The following is a 3,608-nucleotide window of genomic DNA, read 5'->3' as shown; positions in this document are numbered from 1 at the left end:
CGATCGCCCAGGCCCGGCACACCGCGCGGGCCGTCGCGCTCACCGTCCCCTTCGTGATCGCCTGCTGGTATCTGGTCCGGCAGGCCGGCCACGACCAGACCTGGGAACTGCCGCGCACGGCCCAGCTGCTGGCCGTCCACCTGGCCGGCGTCTCGGCCGTTGCCGCACTGCTCGCCGCCGTGGCCCTGGCGGCCACCGGCACACTCGCCCGCTGGCTGCCCACGCCGGACCGGCTGCCGCTCACCGTCGCATGGGGCGGCACCGTCGCCAGCGTCTCCATGGCCGTCGCCACCCTGGCCCTCGCCATCGCGGCCGCCCTGGGCACCAACTGGCTGCTGCTCGCGTTCGCCGGGGCCCTCGCCGCCACCTCGCACGCCCTGGTGGCGGGCTCGGCCCGGTCCTGCCGACGCTGCGCCCGGCTGCCGGTCATCGAGGCACCGGGCGCCGGGGAGCTCTGACCACGAGCAGGAGGTTCCGCCGTCGCGTCGGCCGTACGGCCTGAGGACGCGACGGCGGAACCTCCTGCTGTTTCGCTATCCGTACGCCTTCTCGCGGATCTCCTCGTCCGCGGTCTTCTCTTCCGCGGACTCCGGTTCCGCGGTCTCCTCGGCGGTGTCCTCGATGCGCTTCATCGCCAGCGTCAGGATCGGCGGTGCCATCAGCGAGGTGACCACCGCGATCAGCACGATGACGGTGTACATCTCCGTGGTGAGCACGCCCAGTCGCAGCCCCGCCATCGCGATGACCACCTCCACGACACCACGGGCGTTCATCCCCGCCCCGAGGGCCAGCGCCTCCCACCGGCTCCGCCGGCTGAGCCTGGCCCCGGCGTAGGCGCCGAGGAACTTGCCCAGCACCGCCACGAACAGCAGCAGGAACGCGGCGCCCAGCACCACCGGATCGGCGAGCCCGGTCAGGTCCATCCGCAGACCGGCGGCGGCGAAGAACACCGGTGCGAAGACCGCCATGACGACCGTGCGCAGAGCGGCCAGCCGGTTCGGCGCCAGCTCTCCGGTGGAGCTGATGACCAGGCCGCACACGAACGCGCCGAAGAGGGGTTCCTGGTGCAGCGCGTGCGCCCCGGCCGCGGACAGCAGCACCATCACCACCACGGCGGCAACCGTGGCCCCGGGTTCCGCGGACCGTGTCGTCCGGCGCAGCACGGCCCGGACGGCCATGCGGCCGACGGTGCACGCCAGCACCAGGAAGACCGCCAGCGAGGCGAGCGCCAGCCCGACGTGACCCGCGGTCAGACCGGCCGTGGCCAGCGCCGTCACGAGCGACAGCAGGAACCACGCCACCGTGTCGTCGACCATCCCCGCCGTCAGGATGAGCTGACCCACGGGACGATGGAGGAACCCCATGTCGGACAGGGTCTTGGCGATGACCGGGAGGGCACTGACGCACATCGCCACCCCGAGGAAGAACGCGAACACGGCACGGTCGACGTCCCCCGGCACCAGCCTGTCCGGCAGCAGAAAGGCGACCCCGATACCGAAGGCCAGCGGCACGACGAGTCCGCCGACGCTGACCCGCAGGGCCGTCGTGCCCTGCCGGCGCAGCAGCCCGAGGTTCAGCTGGGTGCCGGTGACGCCGACCAGGAGCATCAGGCCGATCTGGCTGAACGCGTCCAGGAGATGGAACTGGCCGGGCTCCTTGGGAAACAGCCAGTCGGTCAGCGCGGGCGCGAACCGTTCGAGCAGCGACGGCCCCAGCAGGACGCCGACCAGGAGCTCGCCCACCACCGCGGGCATCCCCCACCGCACGGCCAGCCGGCCGAACAGCAACGCCAGCGCGAGCAGCACACCGACCTGGAGCAGAAGCAGCAGCAGGGAGTGCTGGCCGAGTGGCGCGACCGGCCCGTCGGCGAGGATCGACGCCGGTCCCCCGTACGGCATCAGCGGCCGGCGGCCGGCGCCTGGAACAGGGCCTGCCAGTACCAGGTGAACGGCGCGGCCCACTCGTCGGCGACGCACCGCCAGCTGTCGTGCGGGCGGTAGGCCACGACGAACTTGCGGGCCTGCTCCCGCACCGCACGGTTGTCGTGGACGTCGATGACATCGGTCAGCAGTCCCGCGTCCAGGGCGCGGGCGATGGCGTCCTCGCCGCGGGCGTGGTCGTCGAGGCTCTTGTCCATGTACTTGCCGACCGGGTTGTTCGTGTAGAAGTGCCGGCAGCGTTCCGCGATCAGCGCGAAGTAGTAGCGGACGGTCTCGACGTCCATTTCCGCGAGCGAGTCGATGTTGATGCAGAGGTCGAATTCTGCATCTCCGAGAGACGTCTTGATCTCGTCGATAGGAATGAACGTGATCTTGCTGAACTGCTCTTCCGACAGCACCGTCCGCAGGTACTTCCTGGAGAGTGCCATCGTGGTGGGCAGGTCGATGATCGTGTATGCGCTGATGTCCTTGTTCGACATCAGCGTGTGGCAGGTACGGCCGTATCCCGCACCGATTTCCAGAACGCGGCCGGCGTCGAGGTCGAGGTTCTTCTCGATGAACTCCAGATCGCGCACGGCGCGCAGGTAGTCCAGGCAGACGGACTCTCCGTCGTAGGTGACCGAGTACGGCTGCCCGAGTTCACGCCCCTTGATCCGGCGCAGCCGCTCCCAGTTCTCCGGGCTCAGCCGGCCGGCCAGATTGTAGATGAGCGTCTTCAGATAGCGGACGCCGTTCGTGCGGACATCGAAGTAGGTCAGCCGGTAGTTCACCTGGCTTCGCTTGAAATCGGCGAGGTCACCGATCAGTTCTTCGTTGACCTCGTTTTCGCCGATGTATTTCCAGAGCTCGTTCACCTGCGGCTTCAAATCCATTGAAGGCCTTTCCCCGAGTGGCGTCCGACGCATTGGAGAATATGGCTCGGGAATCATCGGTGACAAGATTGAACAGGGCGCCCGGACCGGTTTTGCGCACCGCCCGGACAGCACGACTCGGGGGAATGCCGGCCGGCCCGGGCGGTGCAGATCCGGGGTCAGCTACGGCCGCGCGGTCCGACACTGAAACCGGGGCTGACACCGACCTTGGCCGTGCCGAACGGCTCCAGCGCCCAGCCGGGGTTTGCCTGGTCGTAGGCGGCCTCGGGGTGGGTGACCGACACCTGCGGATCGACCGGCGCGACCGCGGCGACGAGGTACTGCGCATCGCGGCCCTGCACGGTGTCGGGGGCGGCGGCGGGACGGGCCAGGGCTCCCCCGAGGTGACGGATGTTCACGATCACCATGGTGGGTCCGGTCAGCCGTGCCAGGTTGTCCAGGGCCGTCACGTCGAGCGCGTCGACCAGGAGGTTCTCCCCGATGAACGGCCCGGGGTTGTCCGGCTCGGCGTGCACCCGGGGGTACTCGGCGAACGGCATCGGAGCCAGGGTGTCCTCGATCGGCTGCGCCACCTTCCGCAGCGGCGCGACCAGCCGCTCGGCGCCCTCCTCGGTACCGCGCAGCGCGACCGCGACACGCGCGATGCGCCGGCCGCGCAGCATGGGGGGCAGGTAGTCGAGGTCGGGGAAGGACATCACCCGCAGGGTGGAGGTGAGTTCGTCGGGCAGATCGGCCGTCCACTCCCGGAAGGCATGCAGCACCGCCGGGTCGCCCTCCGCGCCCGTCGCCCCGATGT

General features: G+C 69.9%; 2 protein-coding genes and 2 pseudogenes. 1 reads left to right on the top strand and 3 read right to left on the bottom strand.

Annotated features, from left to right (window positions below):
• A pseudogene (locus ACTWQJ_RS48405) lies at positions 1-458 on the top strand (hypothetical protein); the annotation flags it as partial.
• Positions 459-533: 75 nt separating this feature from the next.
• Here ACTWQJ_RS48405 and ACTWQJ_RS48400 read toward each other — a convergent pair.
• From ACTWQJ_RS48400 to ACTWQJ_RS48390, 3 genes and pseudogenes are all read right to left on the bottom strand, one after another.
• The gene (locus tag ACTWQJ_RS48400) at positions 534-1,898 is read right to left on the bottom strand and encodes a cation:proton antiporter (protein WP_443312738.1); all 1,365 of its coding nucleotides are present in this window, start codon (positions 1,896-1,898) and stop codon (positions 534-536) included.
• Positions 1,898-2,794 carry a putative sugar O-methyltransferase gene (locus tag ACTWQJ_RS48395; protein ID WP_443312737.1) on the bottom strand — a complete coding sequence of 299 codons (897 nt, stop codon included), beginning with the start codon at positions 2,792-2,794 and terminating at the stop codon, positions 1,898-1,900. The genes ACTWQJ_RS48400 and ACTWQJ_RS48395 overlap by 1 nt, the downstream gene beginning before the upstream one ends.
• A 176-nt stretch (positions 2,795-2,970) precedes the next feature.
• Positions 2,971-3,608 (bottom strand): annotated as a pseudogene (locus ACTWQJ_RS48390) (hypothetical protein); the annotation flags it as partial.

It is taken from the genome of Streptomyces sp. KR55, assembly GCF_052245645.1.
GTDB classification, from domain to species: Bacteria; Actinomycetota; Actinomycetes; order Streptomycetales; family Streptomycetaceae; genus Streptomyces; species Streptomyces flavusporus.
Note: the sequence above shows the minus strand (reverse complement) of the source record. Positions and strands in the feature narration are given on the sequence as shown.

Coding starts and splice junctions, on each gene's coding strand:
- ACTWQJ_RS48400 (WP_443312738.1), bottom strand. CDS start 1,898: ATGCCGTACGGGGGACCGGCGTCGATCCTCGCCGACGGGCCGGTCGCG.